Raw genomic sequence first — 13,495 nt, 5'->3', positions numbered from 1 at the left:
TAGTTAATCGCCATTAATTGATGATGTTGAGTCGAAAAAAATAAAAATGTTTAGAATTGTTAAAAAAACAAATGACAACGCTGTCATTTATCGATAAGATGAATTCAATTCAATAGTAATAAGCTTTGAAAGCATATGAAATTTATGCCAAACCAAAGTTGATAGATTTAAAACCGTTTAAATGAGGTCGTTATGCTGACAAGCAGTGACAATAAAAGTGAGTTATTTTTAGGCATCGATGGTGGTGGCAGTAAGTGTAAAGCTATTGTAATGAATAAAGATAATGAAATACTAGGTACAGGGATTTCTGGGCCTGGTAATCCGCTGCATGGTTTTGAACAAGCAACTCACTCTATTACTGAATCAGCTATATTAGCACTCGCAGATGCTGGTATGTCAGACATGCCTTTAAGTGACTTAGTTGCAGGTGTTGGTCTAGCTGGGGTTAATTTACCGGTGTTGTTCGATAAAATGACGGCATGGGAACATCCATTTAAGCAGATGTTTTTAGCTACGGATTTACTCATCGCCTGTCTAGGTGCGCATCAAGGAAACGACGGTGCAGTTATGATTTCAGGCACGGGTTCATGCGGATTTTCATGTATTGATGATGAACAATTTATTATTGGTGCTCATGGCTTCCCTCATGGTGATAAAGGTAGTGGTGCTTGGTTTGGTCTTCAAGCCGCAAAGCAAGTACTGTTATCTCTTGATGGTGTTGTTGCACCCTCAATAATGAATGATGTTTTATTAAAAAAATTACAGTGTAAAGACGACACTGAATTAGTAGAAGCTATTGCTGGTAAAGTGGCAACATACTATGCACAGTTAGCTAATTTAGTCTTTGATGCTGCTGAACAAGGCGATAAAGTTGCGTTGAGTATTGTTGAAGAAGGTGCTGAATATATTAATAGTATTGCTCGTACTTTATTAGCGAAACAGCCGCCACGTATTTCAATGATTGGCGGATTAACGCCACGATTAAAGCCATGGTTAGCACAAGAGATTAAAGTACAGCTAGCTGAGCCTCAAAGTCCACCTGAGGTGGGGGCGGTACTGTTTGCACGAAAGTCACTTTATAAACTTTCAACAAAATAATTAGCAAAGTAATTAGCAAAGTAATTTAAATGATGTAGTGTGGAATTTACCGCAGTTAAGGCACACTACTTTTAGGATTCAAGATGACTTCATTACGCTTTCATGCGCATCAATTGTTTGACGGTGAACAACTTCATACTGATCAAGTGTTAACCATAGACAATGGCAAGATTATTAAAATAGATCAAGATATTAGCAATGTTGATGTTGTATCAACAGAGCTTGTTGCTCCTGGTTATATTGATTTACAAGTTAATGGTGGCGGTGGTGTATTGTTTAATGACTCACCTACAGTAGAAAAACTGAATACCATGATGTTAGCTCATGCTAAATATGGCACAACAGCGATGTTGCCAACCTTAATTACTGATGAAGTGTCAGTGATGGCTCAAGCTGCAGAAGTAATCTCAAAGGCTATAGCTAATAAAGTGTCTGGTATCGTTGGCGTTCATTTTGAAGGGCCTCATTTATCTGTTGCTAAAAAAGGGACTCATTGTGCTGAGTATATCAGACCAATTTCAGAGGCTGAATGGCAAGTATTGTCTCGTAAAGATATTGGTCAAATTGTTGTAACACTTGCGCCTGAAACTGTTTCCGTTGCAGAGATAGAAAAAATGGTCTCTTTAGGTATTCTAGTTTGTTTAGGCCATACCAATGCTGATTATGAAACAACTGAAAAAGCAATAACGGCTGGTGCTACGGGCTTTACTCATTTATTTAATGCAATGTCGCCATTGCAAGGCCGAGAGCCCGGTGTTGTTGGTAGTGCATTACTTAACGATAAAACCAGTTGTGGGCTCATTGTTGATGGCCATCATGTTGATTATGCAAGTTGCCAATTAGCCATTAAAACGAAACCGCAAGGGCAAGTATTTTTAGTAACAGATGCGATGCCACCTGTGGGTACAGATCAAACAGAATTTGCTCTGTATGATCGAACCGTTTACCTTGAAAATGGTAAGTTAACCTCAACAACCGGTGAGTTAGCAGGCTCGTCTTTAGATATGGCAAGCGCAGTAAAAAATGCCCATCAAAAATTAGGTCTATCGTTAGAAGAATCAATCCGTATGGGGAGTGTTTACCCAGCACAATATCTTTATCAAAATACAGAAATGCCGCGAGGTAAGCTTTGTGTGGGGATGCAGGCCGATATGGTGATTCTCAATACAGATTTAACTGTGAAAGAAACTTGGATTAGCGGCGAAAAAATTTAAATACGCAAGAACAATAAAAATAAAATTTTACATTAAGTAAATTACGAGGAAGTTATGGAAATGTCTGTACCACAAGAGGAACCGCAAAGTAATGCATTGCCAATGGTAATCGTTGCAGGATTATTTTTTATACTAGGTTTTGCTACTTGGTTAAACGGCTCGTTAATGCCATACCTTAAGCAAATTCTACAGTTATCGCCTTTTCAAGCGTCATTAATATTATTTTCTTTTTATATTGCGGTCACATTTACGGCCTTGCCTTCAGCAGCTGTTATTCGAAAAGTTGGCTATAAAAGTGGTATGGCGTTAGGTATGGCAACAATGATGGTGGCTGGCTTATTGTTTATTCCTGCGGCAAAGACACAATTTTTCCCATTATTTTTGTTTGCCCAGTTAGTGATGGGCGCTGGACAAACATTACTGCAAACAGCGGTCAATCCATACGTGGTTAGAATTGGGCCAGAAGAATCAGCAGCAGCAAGAATCTCTATTATGGGCATCTTGAATAAAGGAGCTGGGGTTGTTGCACCAATCGTATTTACAGCACTTATTTTAAGTGGTTTTTCTGATACCGCAGGCGGTGAATTGTCGTCCAATCAGATAGATGCTATGGCAGATGCCTTAGTTTATCCTTATTTAGGCATGGCATTGTTTATCGGCATACTTGGTTTTGCCGTTAAAAAATCACCGTTACCAGAATTAGAAAGTGAAGAAGAAGGCGAGAACAAGGGGCATATTAAAGAAGCATTAGCGCACCCTAATTTAGCGTTAGGTGTTTTAGCATTGTTTTTTTACGTAGCTGTTGAGGTTATTGCTGGTGATACTATTGGGACTTTCGCTTTATCTTTAGGAGTAGAAAACTATAGCGTGATGACCTCATATACTATGGGTTGTATGGTCATTGGTTATATTTTAGGTATTGTGCTAATTCCTCGTTTTATTTCTCAACAGATGGCACTCACGGTGTCAGCTATTTTAGGTATTATCTTAAGTTTAGGTGTGGTGTTAGGCGATAATGACTCTTTTGCTATCGCTAATGCATTATCGTTTATTTTGGGTGATGCGCATTTCCCAGATACATTGATTTTAATTGCCTTTTTAGGGTTGGCGAATGCCATTGTATGGCCTGCAGTATTTCCATTAGCGCTTTCAGGTATGGGTAAATTAACCAGTGTTGGCTCAGCTTTACTTGTTATGGGGATTTCTGGTGGTGCATTTGGCCCATTATTCTGGGGTTTAGCAAGTGGTACTTCTATGGGGCAGCAAGGTGGTTACATTGTGATGTTACCTTGTTATGCCTTTATTTTATTTTACGCAATGAAAGGCTGCAAAATGCGCAGCTGGAACTAGGGGCTGTTGATCTTTCGGGGTTGTTTTTGCAGCTTTTTGTTGGATATTTGTACAAGGCAGAGCCTTTGTCATGTGGTTATTTCACATAAAAAGGCGATAACGCCGTAAAAATGACCAACAAACGCTGTCCGAAGGATTCGGCTAAAAGCATTTTATGCTTTGTTGAGTAGTATTTGCTTAGAATGACTAAGCTACACACTACTCGCCGCGAATAAAACGCTTTTAGCTCGAACAAAATTTAATCGCGAAAGATCAACAGACCCTAAAGTGTTTTTGAATATTTCTGTTTATTTATACTGACCAAGTATTAGACAGCTAGTTAAATTATTGAACTTGAGGGTTACTCTGGAGTTTGGTTACTTTCTCTATGTGTTCAGCTATTAAAATTAACTTTTAAAGCTGAGCAGTTGAGGGTGCGTTAAACGGTCATTTGATCGACCTCGAGAGTAGTTCGCTATCTCGAGGTTTTTTTATGCCTTATTTTGCTTGCCTTTCAAGCTTATTTATATAAGAGATAAGTTATTCTTTATTGATGTTTAAAACGCAGGTGTCTGGTACAACCAGATCTTGATAAGCTGGTCGTACCATATTATGATTAATTCATCACAAAGAGATTGTGTAGTTGTGCAGTTAAATAAACTCGTTTACAAAGGATGTTAATATGAGTGAAGCAAAACGTGTCGTTACTGTTATTTATTGTAGTGATAGTGACCTAGGCTTATTTAGGAAAAAGCAGTCGTTCGCTGTTAATGATTTTGGCGAAATGATTATCCCTCAAGACTTCAAGCAGGGAAAAACCATTGTTGCCTTGTGCGATGGTGATGTGAATATTTTAAATAGTATTGGAGATAGGCTAGTTAGCCAGTAAGCCGAAAGAGATAGTATCTTATAAAGAAGTTAATAAAAACGCGAGTTGTTATGCTCGCGTTTTGTCGTTTAGCGGGTTAAAGGTTTATGTTTATCCTTTATTCTCAAGCTGCTTATCACTGTATGTGGCTTTTTTGTGCCCTTTACCTTCAGATTCAGCAAGTTCGGCGGGCATATAGTTTTCATCATGCTTAGCAAGTACTTCGCTTGCTTCAATGCTTAAACCGGTAACACTGTGATTCACTAATTCCCCATTTGCGACAATACCTTGGCCTTCACGGAACAAGTCAGGCAGTATGCCTTCATAATAGACGGTCGTCATTGGGTCGCTTTCATTAAAGACTATTGGCATTTTCATATCAGCAAGTTTGAATGACATTTTTAAGTTGTCAGGATCTCGTTTAACTGAACCTGGCACTACTAAGCCACCAATACGAATACGTTGTCCTAAACTAGGCTTTAACCCAGTGTCTTTTTTGCCTTGAGTGATTTCAGACGGAGTATAAAATAAATCAATATTTTGGCTTAGTGCATACAATACAAGGCCAGCTACGGCACCGATACCGATTAAGACTGAACTCACTATGGCAAGACGTTTTTTACGACGTGGATTCATGAAACTTCCTCACTTAAATAAACTGAAAATATAGAATGTAATGTATTAATTTGTGGCATGCTCGGTATTGTTTTGAGCTGAGTTTGCTTGTTGTTTTCTTAACTCTCTCGCTTCGCGTAATTTGTCTTCACGTTGCTTTTGCTTAGCTATATTGTTAATGACTTTTTGATGTCCTGCTTTAGAGCTGAAAAATAAAATGATTAAAAGTAGCGCTGATACGCCAAAAGAAAGCCACACGTAAAAACCGTAACCACCCATATTGATAAATTCACTAAAACTATTAAATTGCATTTGCGCTCTCCAATATACTCTTTTATTTGTGGTTAGCTTGTGCGCTAACTAAATCTCGAACCCATGGACGTATGCTATTTCGAGCTAATATTTCATTTCTAAATCGGTAGCAAACAATAACAGCCACTAACATGGCAAAACCTAGGAAACAAAATAAAAATGGCCATAGCATCTCAAGTGACATTGAAGGTTTACCTAATTTACTCACCGTTGAGCCTTGGTGTAGTGTATTCCACCATTCAACAGAGTACTTAATAATAGGTAAATTAATTGAGCCTACTAAGGTTAAGATACCTGCCGCTTTACCCGCTAAATTTTTATCTTCAAAAGCACTGTGTAAAGCAATAACACCTAGATACAAAAATAATAAGATGAGTTCAGAGGTTAACCTAGCATCCCAGATCCACCAAGTACCCCACATTGGTTTGCCCCATGCAGAGCCCGTTAAAAGAGCAATCGCTGTGAATACAGCGCCGACAGGTGCCATGGCGGCGGCAGAAGCGTCAGCTAACTTTAATTGCCAAACCAAGCTACATAGCGCTGCTATTGCCATACCAAAATAGATACCCATTGATAACGACGCAGCAGGTACATGAATATAAAAAATCCTAAAGCTATCACCTTGTTGGTAATCTGCAGGCGCAAATAATAAAGCCCAAACTAGTCCTACAGATAATAGGATTGCGGCCAAGGCGCTAAACCAAGGTAATAATCGGCCTGTAAAGTGATATGACACTTCAGGATTTGCATAAGGGTGTAACCATTTCCACATTAGTTAGTACTCACTTTTAAAGCAGCTCCGACAGCGAATGGAGCAAGTGTTAAAGAGCCAAAAAATAGCGCCGCAATGATAGCAAGTTGACCGCTATAAGGTAAACCAATCGATGCAGTATCAATGGCGCTGGTGGCAAAAATTAAAACCGGTATATATAAAGGTAAAACGAGTAAGCTAAGCAAAACACCGCCTTTTTTTATGCCGACGGTTAAGGCGACACCTACAGCACCAAGAAGGCTTAATACGGGTGTGCCTAATAATAATGTAAAAATGAGCGCGCCATAGCTTTGTTCGTTTAAATGCAAAAGCACAGCAAGTAATGGTGCAATAAAGATAAGAGGCAAGCCCGTGATTAACCAATGAGCAACAATTTTAGCTAATACTAATAAAAACACAGGGTGTGGACTTAGTAGCATTTGTTCTAATGAGCCATCACCGTAATCAGATTTAAATAGTCTATCTAAAGATAGTAACGTTGCTAACAATGCGGCAACCCAAATAATACCTGGAGCAATTCGGCTTAATGTCTTTGCTTCAGGGCCTATGCCTAAAGGAAATAATGTGACAACAATTACAAAAAAAAGTAGAGGGTTGATAATATCGTCACGGTGACGAAGCGCTATGGTGATATCACGTTTTAACACCAGAAAAAAAGCGTCGCGATAAGATAAGTTGTTATGTTGAGTGTCTGTCATGTTTAAAGTATCTGTAGGCGCTAGCGCAGCTTTACTTGACTCTGTGAGTTCTGTATTTGTCGTCATTTTTATATCAGCTCATCATTCAAAAGCATAATCTAGCGTAATTTTTTTTACTTTATCGCTTGGGATTGCAAGTAAATCTTGATGTGTGGTTAATATTACACAACCACCTTGGTTAGCGTGTTCAATAAAGCGTTGCTCTAAACTCGCAACGCCTTGTTTATCAATGGCGGTAAATGGTTCATCTAAAATCCAAATAGGTGCCCGACTTTGATAAAGGCGCGCTAGTCCTATGCGTCTGTGTTGGCCTGCACTTAAATGAGACGCTAAACTGTCTTCAAAGCCGAGTAAGTTCATATTAGCTAAATTATCAACTGTTTGATTAGTATCTAAACCATGAAGTGCTAGATTAAATGATAAGTTTTCTTCTGCACTCATTTCGCCTTTTACACCAGGTAAATGACCAAAGTAGAGTAGGTTTTCATGAAATTCTTCTCGGCACTGGCTGGTCAGTATTTGTTTAAACTTTACCTTACCTTCATAAGGTTGCGATAGCCCTGCTAATATTCTAAGTAAGCTAGTTTTTCCTGAGCCATTAGGTCCTTCGACTTGAACAATATCGCCTGTGTTAATTTCTATGTTGAGATCATCAAATAGCAACCTATCTTCTCGAATGCAGGTTAAATTTTCACCTTTGAGTAGGATAGTTTCTTGTGTTGATGAGGTAGATTTTGGCAATGGAGTCACTTTTTGTATTCTTTAATGATGCTACGCTATATAAGGTATGCAGCAGATCTTAACCCATGTTTGTCGATTAATTCTTGATATGGATCGTATAAACGATTTGCATGATATCATACCATAGCCTTCGAAATGCAAGTTAATAAAGATGTGAAAAGTTGTAACATTCTGAAACAACTTAGCTTGAATATTTAAGCTAAAATTCTGCCACTGAAAATGTTAGCATTGCGACATTATTTTTATAACCCCTGACTGATTATGCTTTAAGAAGAGTATCTTTGTTAATGAAGATAGTCGCTTAAAGTAAAGCGGAGAGATAGATGATACCTGATCTGGTACCAATACTTATACCTGAACTAGGCCATTTTGCCTTGATCATTGCACTCGCTTTTGCCATTTGTTTAAGCATTGTGCCTTTGATTGGTTTACATAGTTCACAACAAAGTTCATTAAAAAAGTTAATGCATTATGCCAAGCCTTTAACGTTTGGTATGTTTATATTTACTGCGATAAGTATTTGTATTTTAGCTTATTGTTTCGTTATCGATGATTTCTCTGTTAAATATATTGCAAGTCACTCAAACAGTCACTTACCTTATTATTTTAAAATAAGTGCTGTATGGGGGGGGCATGAAGGGTCGCTATTACTTTGGGTCTTTTCTTTGACTGCGTGGACTGTAGCCGTTGCTCGATTTTCTAAAGGGATTGAAGAAGAGTTTATTACACGCGTATTAGCGGTAATGGGGATGATAGCCGTAGGCTTTATTGCGTTTACCTTATTAACATCAAACCCATTCGATCGTTTATGGCCTAATGTGCCAATGGAAGGTCGAGATTTAAACCCACTATTACAAGATGTTGGTTTAATTATTCATCCGCCATTATTGTATTTAGGTTATGTTGGTTTTGCTGTTGCCTTTGCCTTTGCTGTTGCAGCGTTAATGTCAGGTAAAATGGATGCGGCATGGGCTCGTTGGTCTCGACCGTGGACAGTAGGCGCATGGATGTTTTTAACCATGGGTATCGCACTCGGTAGTTGGTGGGCGTACTATGAACTTGGCTGGGGTGGCTGGTGGTTCTGGGATCCTGTTGAAAATGCTTCATTTATGCCGTGGTTAGTTGGTACAGCCTTGATCCACTCGCTAGCAGTAACTGAAAAGCGCGGTACCTTTAGAAACTGGACTATATTATTAGCGATATTTGCTTTTGGGTTAAGTTTACTCGGGACTTTCTTAGTGCGCTCAGGCGTTATTACTTCGGTGCATTCATTCGCTGCTGATCCATCACGAGGTATTTTCATCTTGATGTTATTGGCTATCGCGATGGGCGGAGCATTAACACTATATGCTTTCAAAGCAAGTGCCGTATCAAGTTTCTCACGATTTGCTTTTTATTCCCGTGAAACCGCTTTATTACTCTGTAATGTGATTTTGGTTGTGGCAACGGTTACCGTATTACTTGGTACATTATATCCGTTACTTGTTGATGCTTTAGGGTTTGGTAAAATCTCTGTCGGCCCTCCTTATTTTAATGCCGTATTTATCCCGATAATGAGTTTACTCTTTGTTATTATGGGGATAGGGCCGCTTATTCGTTGGAAGAAAGCGAAGCAAGGGGAATTACGTAAACAAGTCTTCAAACCTTCTGCCATTAGTATTGTGTTAGGTCTGCTATTTCCATTTGTCTATGGTGGTGAGTTTAATGCGCTGGTAAGTATGGGCATGATTTTAGCCATTTGGGTTTTCCTTGTTGTGCTAAAAGAGGTACGAAACCAATATAAACAATCTGGAAAATTGACTATGAGCCATATAGGTATGGCTGTTGCTCATACAGGTATTGCTGTAACGATTGTTGGTGTTACGGTTGTCTCTATGTATGAAAGTGAATCTAACATCAAAATGGCGGTAGGCGAGAAAGTTGAAATTTCTGGTTATCAAATAGAGTTTAATGGTATCAAACACGTTGAAGGTCCTAACTATAGTGCCGAGCAAGGTCAAATTAACGTTTACAAGAATGATGATTTTGTAGCGCTATTAACACCTGAGCGAAGAGCTTATCGTGTACAAACAATGGGCATGACTGAAGCAGGTATTGATCCTGGATTATTTAGAGATGTTTATGTTGCTTTAGGTGACCCGTTACCTGATGGTGCATGGGCAATTCGTGTTCATTATAAACCTTTTGTCCGTTGGATTTGGTTAGGCGCAATATTTATGAGTATTGGTGGTATATTATCTATGTTTGATAAGCGTTACCGTCAACGTAAAAAAGTACAATTGAATAAAACCGTTGTTGCCGATGCTGTCACTAATGCAGTGATAAACCCACAAGCGAATAAGGTGTAACAATGAATAAGTTAATTCGTTTTATTCCACTAATATTGGTACTTGCTTTAGGCGTAGTCTTGTATCGTGGCTTATCATTAAATCCACAAGAGATGCCTTCAGCTCTTGTGGGTAAGCCAATACCAAGCTTTTCATTACCGACACTAAATAATGCAGAAAGAATTGTCTCGACAGACGATTTAATTGGTGACGTCGTGTTATTAAATGTTTGGGCTACTTGGTGTCCTACCTGCAAATATGAACACCCTTACCTTGTAGATATCGCCAAAAAGCAAGAGCTAAAACTGTATGGTTTGAACTATAAAGATGAGCGTAATGCTGCACAAGAATGGTTAACTCATTATGAAGATCCTTATGAATTTTCTATTTTTGATGAAGTTGGAACGCTAGGTTTAGACCTTGGTGTGTACGGTGCTCCAGAGACTTTTGTTATTGACCATCACGGCATTATTAGAAAACGCTTTGCTGGTGCAATTGATACCCGAGTTTGGCGTACTGAATTTGAGCCATTAATTGCTCAAATTATGACTGAAAGAAAACAAGGTAAATAATTCATGGATAAATTAATCTTTTTAGTAAGTAAATTCGTATTGATACTTACTATTGTATTAGCGACGTCTTTTGTTGATGTGCATGCAAGCCCAGTAGATACTTATGAATTTAAAGATGAAGTTACTAAAATTCGTTTTCAAGCATTAAGCAAAGAATTACGTTGTCCTAAATGTCAGAACCAAAATTTAGCTGATTCTAACTCTCCTATAGCTGCCGATTTACGTCGTGAGTTGTATGAGTTATTACAGCAGGGTAAAGCTGACATTGAGATAGTTGATTTTATGGTTAACCGATACGGTGAGTTTGTACTATATCGACCTAAAGTGTCTGAATTAACGTATGTATTATGGTTTGGACCAGCAGTTCTTGTGTTATTAGGTATTGTTGTTGTCATATTAATTGTAAGACGAAAACCGGCCAAAAAAGAAGAACTGGCATTAACCTCAGAGCAGCAAGATAAACTCAAGCAGCTATTAAAAGATAAATAGAGTAATAAGAAGATAGTATTATGGAATTTTTACTGATTAGCCTTGCCTGCTTGATATTATTATTAGGTATTTTATGGCGACCATTTTTTAAACAATATAGTCATAACTCGACAACCGATGATGTTGATATGAAGTTACGAGAACAAACCAATATCGACTTATATCATGAGCATAAAAAAGAAATTGAACGAGATTATGCAGACGGTGGTATTGATGAAGAAAACTACCAATTTTTACTTGCTGAATTAGATAATACCTTATTACAAGATATTGAAAATAATCAAAGTGAAGCAGAAAGTGTGCAGTCTCAAGGTAGTGAAAAGTTGCTGTCTATTGTTTGGCCTGTCAGCTTGAGTTTATTTATTTTGATTTTTGCTTTTGCTGTTTATCAAAATCAAGGGACATTTGAAAAATTAACACAAATGCCTCCACAAGATAGCCAACATCAAGCCATGTCTTCTGAAGAAGCTCAACAGCAGCGTCATCAACAAGCTATAGCGTATATAAAAGAGTTACAGGAACACCTTGAAAAAGAACCACAAGACAGTGAAGCGTGGTACAACTTAGGTCAAGCGTATATTAGTGTTGCTGACTTTGATGCAGCAATTGCAGCCGTTGATGAAGTGATTAAAATAGAAGGCGAACATGCTGATCTTGTTGGTGTTAAAGCTCAAGCAAGCTACTATCGCAATAATCAACAAATAGATGAGCAAGTACAACAATATATTGATAAAGCCTTGGCGTTAGATCCTCAAGACCCTTCAACAAATATATTATTAGGTATGCACAATTTTATCGAAACTAATTATCAGCAAGCGATTAAGCATTGGCAACTGGTTATCGATGCAAATAAGCCTGGTGTTAATATTGAAGCATTGAAAGAAGCAATTGCAGAAGCAAATAAACGTTCAGGTATGCCATCTTCTATGCAAGCTGAAGTTGCAGGCCCTAAACTATCAATAAATGTTGAGCTTTCAACTAATATTGCGCAAGAATTAGCAAACGGTAATGATAAAGTTGTCTTTGTTTATGCGATTCCAACAGATGGCAGGCGCATGCCACTAGCAGCAGTTAAACTAATGGCAAGTGATTTACCTAAAGTTGTTGTGTTGAATAATCAACAAGCTATGACACCAGAAAGTAATTTGAGCAGTGTTGAACGTGTACATGTTTATGCAGTTGTCTCAAACCAAGGTGGCGCAGGAATCAAACCAGGAGACTTTAAGGGCGAGTTATTAGACCTTGATGTTAATAACACTGATACCATCAAGCTACGTATTGATAAGCTTGTAGAATAATATTTTGAATAAGCTATTTATTTAGATAATACCAAAAGGCGGCTATAGCCGCCTTTTCTTTACAATGGAATAATTCATGAAATCAAGATTTTCGGCAAGTAATAACACTAAGCCACTAGCAAACAAAGTCGGAGTTTTACTCACTAATTTAGGCTCTCCAGATGCACCTACTGCAAAAGCATTAAGGGTATACTTGAGAGAATTTTTATCAGATCCTCGTGTCGTAGAGATACCAAGAATTATTTGGTTGTGTATCTTGCACGGCATTATTTTACGAATTAGACCTGCAAAATCCGCTAAATTATACGAAAGCATCTGGCAAGCAGACGGCGCTCCACTAATCACAATAAGTCAGAAGCAGCAGCAAAAAGTACAACAAGCGCTTGCTAAAGAATATGGTGATGATGTTGTTGTTGAGTTGGCTATGCGTTATGGCAACCCAAGTATAAGTAAAGCCCTGCGTAACTTTCAGCAACAAGGGATAAGCCATATTGTCATTTTACCACTTTACCCGCAATATGCTTCGCCTACTACTGGGTCTACCTTTGATGCGGTGAGTAAAGAAATTAAACAGTGGCGCTGGGTACCTACATTGCACTTTTTAAGCGGTTATCATACCGATAAGGGCTATATTTCAGCATTAGCGAGTACGGTTATTGAACACATAAATGAGCATGGAACACCTGATAAACTAGTACTTTCTTATCATGGTATGCCAGAAGCTTTTAGAGACTGGGGTGACCCATATTATGATATGTGCTTAGAAACAACGGCATTATTAACTGAAGTCCTTAAAGATAAAAATATTATGTTAAAAAGTAATATTATGTCTACGTTTCAATCGCGCTTTGGCAAGGCTCCTTGGTTACAGCCTTATACCGACGAAACCTTAGCTGCACTCCCCCAAGAAGGCAGTAAACATATTGCTATTTTAAGTCCTGCTTTTAGTGCTGACTGCCTAGAAACGTTGGAAGAGCTTGTTCATGAAAATAAAGAAATCTTCATGGAAGCTGGTGGAGAAACTTATCATTATATTGCGGCACTGAATGATAGAGAAGATCACATCAATAGTCTTGTTGAAGTGATAAAGCCCAGTTTATATAGCATAAAAAAGTAGTATCAGTTAAAGGATTACTCACCTCAGAGAATTTAGTTGGTTTGC

The 13,495-nt window shown here is 38.2% G+C and carries 14 protein-coding genes and 1 pseudogene; 9 read left to right on the top strand and 6 right to left on the bottom strand.

Features of this window, described 5'->3' with window-relative positions:
* Positions 1-192 precede the first annotated feature (192 nt).
* The 3 genes from nagK (at position 193) to nagP (ending at position 3,662) form a co-directional block, all read left to right on the top strand.
* Entirely contained in the window at positions 193-1,098 is a 906-nt protein-coding gene (gene nagK, locus D1094_RS00875) for an N-acetylglucosamine kinase (RefSeq protein WP_118958194.1), read from the top strand.
* A gap of 83 nt (positions 1,099-1,181) precedes the next feature.
* Positions 1,182-2,312 (top strand): N-acetylglucosamine-6-phosphate deacetylase, encoded by a 1,131-nt coding sequence (gene nagA, locus D1094_RS00870; RefSeq protein WP_118958193.1) that lies wholly within the window; start codon positions 1,182-1,184, stop codon positions 2,310-2,312.
* Between the two features lie 60 nt (positions 2,313-2,372).
* Positions 2,373-3,662 carry an N-acetylglucosamine MFS transporter NagP gene (nagP, locus tag D1094_RS00865; protein ID WP_118958672.1) on the top strand — a complete coding sequence of 430 codons (1,290 nt, stop codon included), beginning with the start codon at positions 2,373-2,375 and terminating at the stop codon, positions 3,660-3,662.
* On the opposite strand, the pseudogene D1094_RS18790 reads toward nagP, so the two are convergent.
* A pseudogene (locus D1094_RS18790) lies at positions 3,613-3,861 on the bottom strand (hypothetical protein). The gene nagP and the pseudogene D1094_RS18790 overlap by 50 nt on opposite strands.
* 462 nt (positions 3,862-4,323) lie before the next feature.
* Here D1094_RS18790 and D1094_RS00855 point away from each other — a divergent pair.
* A complete protein-coding gene (locus tag D1094_RS00855; RefSeq protein WP_118958192.1) occupies positions 4,324-4,530 on the top strand; it encodes a TIGR02922 family protein in 207 nt (68 codons plus the stop codon).
* Between the two features lie 90 nt (positions 4,531-4,620).
* Here D1094_RS00855 and ccmE read toward each other — a convergent pair whose 3' ends face one another.
* The 5 genes from ccmE to ccmA all read right to left on the bottom strand — a co-directional run bounded on the left by ccmE (position 4,621) and on the right by ccmA (position 7,647).
* Positions 4,621-5,145, bottom strand: a complete 525-nt coding sequence (ccmE, locus tag D1094_RS00850) for a cytochrome c maturation protein CcmE (protein WP_118958191.1) — start codon at positions 5,143-5,145, stop codon at positions 4,621-4,623.
* Between the two features lie 45 nt (positions 5,146-5,190).
* Positions 5,191-5,436, bottom strand: a complete 246-nt coding sequence (ccmD, locus tag D1094_RS00845) for a heme exporter protein CcmD (protein ID WP_118958190.1) — start codon at positions 5,434-5,436, stop codon at positions 5,191-5,193.
* A 22-nt stretch (positions 5,437-5,458) separates the two neighbouring features.
* Positions 5,459-6,208: a heme ABC transporter permease gene (locus D1094_RS00840; RefSeq protein ID WP_118958189.1), complete on the bottom strand. Its 750-nt coding sequence runs from the start codon at positions 6,206-6,208 to the stop codon at positions 5,459-5,461.
* Positions 6,208-6,906 (bottom strand): heme exporter protein CcmB, encoded by a 699-nt coding sequence (gene ccmB / locus D1094_RS00835; protein WP_118958671.1) that lies wholly within the window; start codon positions 6,904-6,906, stop codon positions 6,208-6,210. Before ccmB ends, D1094_RS00840 begins: the two co-directional genes overlap by 1 nt.
* Positions 6,907-6,987: 81 nt before the next feature.
* Positions 6,988-7,647 (bottom strand): cytochrome c biogenesis heme-transporting ATPase CcmA, encoded by a 660-nt coding sequence (gene ccmA / locus D1094_RS00830; RefSeq protein WP_259337777.1) that lies wholly within the window; start codon positions 7,645-7,647, stop codon positions 6,988-6,990.
* 323 nt (positions 7,648-7,970) lie between these two features.
* On the opposite strand from ccmA, the gene D1094_RS00825 reads away from it, so the two are divergent.
* The 5 genes from D1094_RS00825 to hemH all read left to right on the top strand — a co-directional run bounded on the left by D1094_RS00825 (position 7,971) and on the right by hemH (position 13,450).
* Positions 7,971-9,995, top strand: a complete 2,025-nt coding sequence (locus tag D1094_RS00825; protein WP_118958188.1) for a heme lyase CcmF/NrfE family subunit — start codon at positions 7,971-7,973, stop codon at positions 9,993-9,995.
* A gap of 2 nt (positions 9,996-9,997) precedes the next feature.
* Positions 9,998-10,546, top strand: a complete 549-nt coding sequence (locus tag D1094_RS00820; protein WP_118958187.1) for a DsbE family thiol:disulfide interchange protein — start codon at positions 9,998-10,000, stop codon at positions 10,544-10,546.
* 3 nt (positions 10,547-10,549) lie between these two features.
* Entirely contained in the window at positions 10,550-11,035 is a 486-nt protein-coding gene (locus D1094_RS00815; RefSeq protein WP_118958186.1) for a cytochrome c-type biogenesis protein, read from the top strand.
* Positions 11,036-11,055: 20 nt separating this feature from the next.
* The gene (gene ccmI, locus D1094_RS00810; RefSeq protein WP_118958185.1) at positions 11,056-12,333 is read left to right on the top strand and encodes a c-type cytochrome biogenesis protein CcmI; all 1,278 of its coding nucleotides are present in this window, start codon (positions 11,056-11,058) and stop codon (positions 12,331-12,333) included.
* Between the two features lie 76 nt (positions 12,334-12,409).
* Complete coding sequence (gene hemH, locus D1094_RS00805; protein ID WP_118958184.1) at positions 12,410-13,450, top strand: ferrochelatase; 1,041 nt, start codon at positions 12,410-12,412, stop codon at positions 13,448-13,450.
* Positions 13,451-13,495 lie beyond the last annotated feature (45 nt).

It is taken from the genome of Colwellia sp. RSH04, from assembly GCF_003545765.1.
Lineage (GTDB): Bacteria > Pseudomonadota > Gammaproteobacteria > Enterobacterales > Alteromonadaceae > Colwellia.
Note: the sequence above shows the minus strand (reverse complement) of the source record. Positions and strands in the feature narration are given on the sequence as shown.

Bases quoted from the DNA above. Each gene is read 5' to 3' on its own strand.
- nagP (WP_118958672.1), top strand. From the start codon at position 2,373: ATGTCTGTACCACAAGAGGAACCGCAAAGTAATGCATTGCCAATGGTA.
- nagK (WP_118958194.1), top strand. From the start codon at position 193: ATGCTGACAAGCAGTGACAATAAAAGTGAGTTATTTTTAGGCATCGAT.
- D1094_RS00825 (WP_118958188.1), top strand. From the start codon at position 7,971: ATGATACCTGATCTGGTACCAATACTTATACCTGAACTAGGCCATTTT.
- hemH (WP_118958184.1), top strand. From the start codon at position 12,410: ATGAAATCAAGATTTTCGGCAAGTAATAACACTAAGCCACTAGCAAAC.
- nagA (WP_118958193.1), top strand. From the start codon at position 1,182: ATGACTTCATTACGCTTTCATGCGCATCAATTGTTTGACGGTGAACAA.
- ccmB (WP_118958671.1), bottom strand. From the start codon at position 6,906: ATGACAGACACTCAACATAACAACTTATCTTATCGCGACGCTTTTTTT.
- D1094_RS00855 (WP_118958192.1), top strand. From the start codon at position 4,324: ATGAGTGAAGCAAAACGTGTCGTTACTGTTATTTATTGTAGTGATAGT.
- D1094_RS00815 (WP_118958186.1), top strand. From the start codon at position 10,550: ATGGATAAATTAATCTTTTTAGTAAGTAAATTCGTATTGATACTTACT.
- D1094_RS00840 (WP_118958189.1), bottom strand. From the start codon at position 6,208: ATGTGGAAATGGTTACACCCTTATGCAAATCCTGAAGTGTCATATCAC.
- ccmE (WP_118958191.1), bottom strand. From the start codon at position 5,145: ATGAATCCACGTCGTAAAAAACGTCTTGCCATAGTGAGTTCAGTCTTA.
- ccmD (WP_118958190.1), bottom strand. From the start codon at position 5,436: ATGCAATTTAATAGTTTTAGTGAATTTATCAATATGGGTGGTTACGGT.
- D1094_RS00820 (WP_118958187.1), top strand. From the start codon at position 9,998: ATGAATAAGTTAATTCGTTTTATTCCACTAATATTGGTACTTGCTTTA.
- ccmI (WP_118958185.1), top strand. From the start codon at position 11,056: ATGGAATTTTTACTGATTAGCCTTGCCTGCTTGATATTATTATTAGGT.